Origin of the sequence: Asticcacaulis benevestitus DSM 16100 = ATCC BAA-896 (assembly GCF_000376105.1) — a bacterium.
Lineage (GTDB): Bacteria > Pseudomonadota > Alphaproteobacteria > Caulobacterales > Caulobacteraceae > Asticcacaulis > Asticcacaulis benevestitus.
Map to the genome: position 1 here is coordinate 25,924 of NZ_AQWM01000037.1, position 7,721 is coordinate 33,644.

Below are 7,721 nucleotides of genomic sequence, written 5' to 3' on the forward strand. Positions count from 1 at the left end.
GCCCAGACGGACAGTTTAAGCGCGCACCTTCATCAAAACACAACGAAAAATAGTTAACCCCCTGGGTTGCATCCGTGCAGAAACTGCCTTACGCATTAAATATCGCCATTATATTTAATGGCGTTTTCAGGGGCGTATCGATCTTTTACCATTAAATGGACGCGGCAACGCCCGGGGGAGCTGGGGGTGTATCTACGTATCTTAATTGTGAGCCTTTTGACTGCCTTGTCGGCTTTTGCCCTATCGAAGCTGGATCTGTTCAGCCTCGACAGCGCCTCCGACGCCGTCAGCGATACGGTCACGCAGCGTATTATGGCGCCCGCCTATGGACACAGTGGGCGCGGCCAGGCGCTCGTTTCGGTCATTACGATCGACGACACAAATGTCGTCAACCTCAAAAAAGACATGGACCTTCAGGATTGGCCGCCGTCCTATATCGATTACGCCAACATCATTGCGCGGATACGGGACGCCGCGGGCAACGGGAAGGATGGGCTTTCCAATAAGCCGCGCTCGATCTTCCTCGACTTTACGTTCTTTGGTGACCTGCGCGATCTCTCCCAGAAGTCTCAGTCGGCCTGTTCGGCTTTTCTTGCCGAAGGTGCCCCCTACCGCAACGAACACGCCGCAGCTTGCGGTCACTGGGCCTTACTGCATGAAATAGAGATCAGCACAAATTTCAACCAATGGGGCTCGTTACCAGCCTGTAGCGCCAGCGACTTCGCCAAACTCGCCTGCATCATCAAGAGCGGCGGCATGCCGGTCATGGTGGGCCGGCCGGCAAAAGACATGTCCCCCAGAACGACCGGGTTCCAGGCCAGGCTCGCCGAGCGCACCGTTGTCGCGGACGTCACATTCGATAAAGACGCCTATCCTATGCCGGCCTTGACGGGCGATCCACGGTCACCAGGCCTGTCGGACCTGAGTCCGGCGGCGGCCCTGTATGCGGCCTATTGCCTAGCGCCCGGTTCGACTTGCGGTCCCTTTAAGGCTGTCGCCGGCGCCAGCGCGCAAGACCTGAAGACCGGAGTGACACCCGCGACCTGGCCACAAGCCTTTTCCCGCCCCCTCAGTATTGTTTGGGGCGCCCGCCCGGCACCGGGCCAATCCGACCTGAACTGGCGCTACAACAATCGCTTTGCGTGTACCGTGCCCGAAACCGGGTTGCCGATGACTGGATATATCGATCGCGGCGTCCGGGCCCTGCTCAATATCGATCCATCAGCGCCCGACTGTTACTATAGTCGCACCTACCCCTACCATGCGCTGAACCTGCTCACGCCAGACCAAGCGAAGGCCCTGCTTAAGGATAAGCTTGTTATCATCGGCCCCAATTTTACGCGCGGGTCCGACCTGCACGACAGCCCCCTCAAAGGGGCCGTCCCGGGCGCGTTTATCCACGCGATGGCGCTCGACAACCTCATTGAATATGGCAAACACTACCGCAAGGTCGCAGCGCCCGTTTTCGACGGCGGCAAAATCCTGGAAACCGGCCTCCTGTTCTGTCTTCTGCTCCTGGGCCACTGGGGCGCTCTGCGACGCCACCGCCTGGATCAGGCGTCGCCGGACGGTGACACGCCGCTGGCGGCGGCCCTGCGGCTCTATGGCGTTCTCCTCGGCATCAGTGCGCTTCTGATTGTTGCCGTCGTGGCCATCGGCATCTGGGGGCTGCGTGAGGAGCCCATCAACTGGCTCGGCGTCGGCGCCACGGCGCTAACCTTAGGGTTGCTGCAACGCCAGCAGCCCGTGGGCGAGGACATCCTGCGCCTTCTCGACCGGGGACAGCTCGGCAGCCATCTCGCGTCAAATTTACGCCGCCTGCGCAATTGGCTCGATATAGAGAGCGATGTGCGCGCCTCGCGGGCCGAAGCCCTCCCCCCTCCCCCCCCCTCACCCCAAGCCAAGGAGCCGAAACAATGAATGCCCATTTCCTGTTCCTCGCCGCCATGTTCTCACTGGGGGCGGTGGCCGCGCACGCCCACGCCGCCGATACGCCGCCCCATATCGCAGGGTTCACCATGGTGGAAACCAAACTCTACGACGCGAATGGAAAGTTTCTCGAACGGCGTAAATCCAGCCTGTTGCCGAAGCCGCCGGTACAGATCGTGGACGCGAAGCCAGAACTGAATATGGTGGCTTTCGTTCTGGAGGGAAAGCGCGTCTACGTCATGGAGGGGCAGGTTGAAATCCCCGGCATTGTCTGCCCGGAAACGACGGTTTTGGCATGGATTCCGCCCGGTCGCTCGAACGGGGCTGAGAACGCCGGGTCGGGCGAAGGCCGCATAGGTTGCGTCCTGAAGGCGGATTGACCTTCATGCGCGCACATGTCTTTTTGCCTCTTCTTCCGTCCCTGATACTCGCCGGACTTATATTGCCCGCAACCGCGCTGACGGCCCCGAAGAAGGCACCCGTCAACACGGTTGCGGCCGCGCCTGCGGTCGTCCCCGCCCCCGTCCGGCCGCCTGCGTCATGGTCAGACTATGGGTGTCAGACCCAGAAAACCGGGTTCGTGGGCTCGCTGAAGAACGTCAGCATTGCCGCGGTCAAAGGGATTAAGAAGGTTGCCGGCAAATACACGATCAATGGCAGCAACGGCAAATATGCGTGTCAGGTCTCAACCCGGAAAATCGACCCCGGGGCGCTGAAGGACCCCACCACGCGCAATACCTTCAGCGCGACCAGCCGGGGTGAATTTCAAGATCGCCAGCTCGACTTGCCCGTTTTGACCGCCCAACTTCAGACGATCGTCGATGCCATTGCGGCCCAGTGGCCAGGCACCAAGCCTGAAAAGGTCAAGGTGCGAATTGTCGGCACGAACGTCTATCAGGCCGAAGCCCTGCCCGACAACTCTATCAAGGTGCACCTCGGTCTGCTCGTTCAGGGCAAAAGCGAAAGCGAGATCGCCTTCATTCTGGCGCACGAATACGCCCATGTTGCGTTAGGCCACCTCAATCGCAACGACAGTCTGCAGGCTCAGAACGCCCTGATCAGTACGCTGTCGGACGGCTACTATTACGGCACCAAGCTCTCGCAGGCGCGCTGGAACGAGATCAGCAACCAATTTGTCATCAAGGACCAGGCCGCGATTGCCGACGCCCGGCTTGAAGCCGCCGATCGCAGCCAACAACTCCGGCTCGTCCTCGATGTCCTGGTCACGCCGGTCTGGAAACGCAGTCAGGAAGACGAGGCCGACACGCTTGGGTACGATCTGGCCACGAGGGCCGGCTACAATGTCGCCGGCACCAGCGGCGTTGCGTTTCAGAACATCGCCCGGTCCGAAGGACAACAAAAAAGCCTGACCGAAAAGATCAAAACCGATCTGGAAACCACCATCAATGTGGTGACCGACGAACAAGCAAAGGCAACCACTGCTCTGGTGGTCGAAGGCAAGCTCAATGAAGCGACGCTGAAAACCGAGACTGACAAAACCTGGGCAAGCTTTAACCGCAATGCGCGCGAGCGCGTAACCACGTCTCTCAAAGGCGTACTCACCCGCACCCACAGATTGCCCAAAGAGCGCATGGACGGCCTGGACGTATATGCCAGTGCCGCCTACGGGGACGGTGACGCCGTTTCACCGGTCACGCCCTGGCTTGCCACTCTGCAAAAATCCGTAGAGTTTGCAGACGCCTCGGCTGTCGTGGCTGCGGTCGATGCGGCGTCTGCGGCGCGAAACGCCAACAATATGGCTGAGGCCAAAAAATACATCGCCAAGGCGGAAGCTAGCACTTTCCGCAATACGCCGATGGTGTTGAACGAACGGGCACGCATTCTCAAACGCGAGAACAAATATGTTGAAGCCGACGCCAAATTCAGAGCGGCACATCTACTTCCGGGGCAGTCGGTTGAGGCGTTCCAGGATCACGTAGATCTGCTGCTGACCATGCGACGGTGGGCAGAGGCGGAAAAGCAGGCGAACGAAGCCGTTGCCAAGTTCGGTGACAAGAAGCCGTTTCTACCGGCCTATGTCTCAGTGCGCTTCGCCACCGGCAAGCAGGACGAGGCCGTTCGCACCCTGATCGAATGTGTGTCCACCGAAAACCCGGAGCTAAAGCAAACCTGCGTCAACAGCGCGCCCCATCCCGACGATGCCGGCTTCAAACGCCTCACGTCCGCCAACCAGGAAAGCGTCATCCTGGCCCGCGGCAAGGTCAATGATCCAAAGGCCGTCGACCAGGCCCACAATGTTCTGACAAATTTCCTGACACGGGCAGATGCCGCCAACAAGGATACGACCCCGGACTGAATTGGCCGTTTTCTGGCCTTCGCTTTAGAAGCCGCCGCTCGCTTTAACCGGGTATGGGCCTTTTCAGGTAAATCCGCCATCCTCGCCACGGGCGATGTGGGGAATTATGGCAAACAACCTATACCGTTTCGTTGTGATGGCGGGCCTTGCCCTTACCATACCGGGTGCCGCGATGGCACCCATGCCGCCTGACTGCAACCCAACGGAGCTCACCACCGCCTTCCAACCCGCCAGCGCCTCGTTTACCAGCGCGCGCAGGTAACATAGACCAGGCCCTCAACTCCGCAAGTTCGTTTGCAATTTTACTCATCAATGTCTGGGAACGGAAAGAAGCGAGGATTGCGACAGGCCAATGATTTGCAATGGTATGCGCGCGGCCGTGCCTTGGATATTCGGCGCGTTGCCCGCGTGCACCGCGATCCGTTCGAGCCCATCCTTCCCGTTCTCGAAGCCGACAGCCCCAGCGGAGACTACCGCAAAATCTGCGAAGAGATCGAATACCGTCTCGCCGATTCCAAAGCGCATCCGATTGAGGCCGCCGAAGCCACGCGCGCCTTGCTGATGCTACGGCTTGGTCTGCATCTGGGTTTACGCCAAAAGAACCCAGTGAACTGTTGTTGTGCCCGCGCGGGCGGCGGGCGACGCCTGAGCGCAAGCTGGAAGTCCTGCGCCGCGGCGAGCTGTGCTGGACCGGCACGGCCTGGGAGATGCTGATCCCTGCTGCAGCCTTCAAAAACGCCGGCTCATCGTTTTTTGAGGGCCGACCGTTCCGCGTTGAGCTGCCAGATATTGGCGGGCTCTACGCGCTTATTAGCGGATGGATCGGCAAGCATCGGCCGATATTGATCGGTCGCGCTGCAGATCCGGGTACGGTGGGGGTGGCAACGGCGCGTGGTCCGAAGACGGACGTCACGCTGGACAAAACCCTTCTACGATCTGTGGCGCCGGACCATCGTTCGACACGGTGTCTTCACTCCGTATACTGGCCAAGGCGCCATTGCCGGTTTGCTACCCCATGGACCACACTGTGTCCGTGATGTCCTGGCCACGCATATTCTCAAGGCAACCGGCTCCTACGAGCACGCCGGATACGTTATCCAGCACACCGCCGGGACTGTTGCCCGACACTACGGCCGCTTCTTGCCCAAGGACAAACCGGGCCTGGCAGCCCAGACCATCAACAAGGTTTGGCTCGAAACCCCATCCGGACCTTCCATTACATCGCCAGATATGGCTTTGACGGAGCGCCTTAGTCGCGGGGCGTTTTGGTATTGTCCGCGAGCCCGCAAAGAACTATTTTCAAACGCGGAAGCCATCCCAAATGATAGTTTCGCACATTCTCTAATGTACATTCCGCAGAGTATGTAATATACAAATCGCACGTTTCAATAAGCCCTCATGAGATGATGGACAACGATCTTTTCCCCCGGCACATGACATCGATGCTGACAGAGGCTTTGCAATCAGCCCGCGTCGTCAATGTCATTGGCCCGCGCCAAGCCGGCAAGACTACACTCGTGCGGGAACTCTATGGACGTGGCCGCTTCGTAACCCTCGATCACGAAGCGACCCTTACCGCATTCGAGAATGATCCGGCCGGCCAACTTGAAGCCCTCATGGCCGAAGGCAATGCACCCCTCATCATCGATGAGGCACAACGGTCAAAACGCCTCGCCCTGGCGACCAAAGCCCATGTCGATCTGCATCGTCGCATGGGCCAAGTGCTGCTAACGGGCTCATCGAATATATTTTCGAGCGCCGAGGTCATGGATTCGCTCGCCGGACGCGTCCAGACGCTCGTACTACACCCGTTGTCGGCCGCGGAAATCTACCGGGCGCCCCCGACCGCTCTTCTGGACTGGGCGCAACATTCCGCCGACCTAGCCGCCTTGCCCAACCTGCCTGAATTCACGCGTAGCGAGGCAATCGACCTCATAACAATGGGCGGCTATCCTGAAATCCGCCCGCTCGACGAGCGCGCCCGGCAGCGCCGGTACCGCGCCTATATTGACAGTATCGTCGATCGCGACGTCGCCGATATTCTGAAAGTCCGCAAAACAGATGCCCTGCGCCGCACGATCGATCAATTAGCCGCACGGACAGCAAATGAGCTGAACATGCAAGAGCTCGGCTCGAATGTCGGCATCCAGCGCCAAACCGCCGAGCAATATTGCGATGTCCTTGAGAGACTGTCCCTGGTCAAACGCCTTGGAGCCTGGGCGTCTGGGGAAGTACGCCGCGATATCCGCCATCCCAAAATCCATATACTGGACACAGGCATTGCCTCCGCCCTACGCAACCTGGGCGCCGATAGCTTCGCCGCCGACGCCCATCCGGCGGCGCTGGGCGGCCTCCTGGAAACTTGGGTCTTCAGCGAATTGATCAAGAACCTTCCTTACGCGGATTCCGAATGGCGGCCATGGCACTGGCGTGGCGACGCTGGCCGCGAAGTGGATATCCTGCTTGAAACAGGACGAGAACTCGTCGCTTTTGAGATCAAGGCATCTACCACGATAACGCCAGCGGACCTTAAAAACCTGAAGTGGTTCATGTCCGAGGGGCCCGGCAAAAGCTGGAAAACGACTGGTATTATTATGTACCTGGGATCTCAACCGCTCAGTCTCGGTGACCGACTTTTTGCCCTGCCGTTATCGGTGTTCTGGGCAAAGAGCTGGCCAAAGAGCCACGGGGTTTGATAGCAATGTCGATCGAGGATATACGCCGGAAAGACCAACGTTCGCATCTATGACTATCGAGACGGCAACGAGTTGGTGTTGTGGAGAATGGCCCGGAAGCGCGAGTCCGGTTACAGAAACCTCGGTTGCAACATCGGAACGCGCCTTCTATGAAACTAACGCTGGAGCAGATCAGAGACCTGGTAGACGACCGCTACATCGACCGTGGTCGCGCCTACCTTGCCGGCGGGCAGTTGCAGTTGACCAAGGTGACAGCCGACCAGGTGAACGCCAAATGTGCTGGGACGCGCATTTACAATGTGACGTTACGGCTCAAAGGTAAATAACTGTCCGGCGGCTGCACCCGCCCAGCGGTCGACGAGTTTGGCCCATGCAAGCACATTGCGGCGACAGCCCTGGCCATCATGGCGCAAAACTATAGCCCGAGTGCTTCGTTCCTAGCGCGCAAGGAACAGGTCTCTCCCCTCGAAAAGAAATTGCTGCGAATGTCGAAATCCGATCTTGCGGCCTTCATCATGCAACTGGTTCCAGATGAGGAGGAATTGGAGCAGTTTTTGTCAAGTAACGAATAGACTTGCGAAACGCCGCGGGCACACTTAAAGTATTGAAGCCGTTTATATTAAGCCAAACCTGCTGCGGCCATCCAGGTAGTGTGCGTTAAGACGCGTCAAAACGCGCAAGACCGTAACCGGGGCAAATTGGCGTGCAAGGGGGCTTGGCAGGGACTCGCGGTTATGATTCAAACTGGAGATGGCTCCATCGACTGAATCGAATGACGA

At 58.8% G+C, this 7,721-nt stretch carries 6 protein-coding genes; all 6 read left to right on the top strand.

The features are described 5' to 3' along the window. Nucleotides 1-207: 207 nt before the first annotated feature. The gene (locus B060_RS0120115) at nucleotides 208-1,920 is read left to right on the top strand and encodes a CHASE2 domain-containing protein (RefSeq protein WP_157405682.1); all 1,713 of its coding nucleotides are present in this window, start codon (nucleotides 208-210) and stop codon (nucleotides 1,918-1,920) included. Beyond that, the gene (locus B060_RS0120120; protein WP_018083613.1) at nucleotides 1,917-2,309 is read left to right on the top strand and encodes a hypothetical protein; all 393 of its coding nucleotides are present in this window, start codon (nucleotides 1,917-1,919) and stop codon (nucleotides 2,307-2,309) included. Before B060_RS0120115 ends, B060_RS0120120 begins: the two co-directional genes overlap by 4 nt. 62 nt (nucleotides 2,310-2,371) lie before the next feature. Continuing rightward, nucleotides 2,372-4,246, top strand: a complete 1,875-nt coding sequence (locus tag B060_RS0120125) for a M48 family metalloprotease (protein WP_157405683.1) — start codon at nucleotides 2,372-2,374, stop codon at nucleotides 4,244-4,246. 339 nt (nucleotides 4,247-4,585) lie between these two features. Further along, nucleotides 4,586-4,960 (top strand): hypothetical protein, encoded by a 375-nt coding sequence (locus B060_RS27405; protein ID WP_155847911.1) that lies wholly within the window; start codon nucleotides 4,586-4,588, stop codon nucleotides 4,958-4,960. Nucleotides 4,961-5,649: 689 nt separating this feature from the next. After that, nucleotides 5,650-6,942, top strand: a complete 1,293-nt coding sequence (locus B060_RS0120135) for an ATP-binding protein (RefSeq protein WP_018083616.1) — start codon at nucleotides 5,650-5,652, stop codon at nucleotides 6,940-6,942. A 149-nt stretch (nucleotides 6,943-7,091) separates the two neighbouring features. Beyond that, nucleotides 7,092-7,268 carry an SWIM zinc finger family protein gene (locus B060_RS27410; RefSeq protein ID WP_018083617.1) on the top strand — a complete coding sequence of 59 codons (177 nt, stop codon included), beginning with the start codon at nucleotides 7,092-7,094 and terminating at the stop codon, nucleotides 7,266-7,268. Nucleotides 7,269-7,721 lie beyond the last annotated feature (453 nt).

What these genes read in the sequence shown, in the direction of transcription:
- B060_RS27410 (WP_018083617.1), top strand. Translation starts at nt 7,092, where the DNA reads ATGAAACTAACGCTGGAGCAGATCAGAGACCTGGTAGACGACCGCTAC.
- B060_RS0120120 (WP_018083613.1), top strand. Translation starts at nt 1,917, where the DNA reads ATGAATGCCCATTTCCTGTTCCTCGCCGCCATGTTCTCACTGGGGGCG.
- B060_RS0120135 (WP_018083616.1), top strand. Translation starts at nt 5,650, where the DNA reads ATGATGGACAACGATCTTTTCCCCCGGCACATGACATCGATGCTGACA.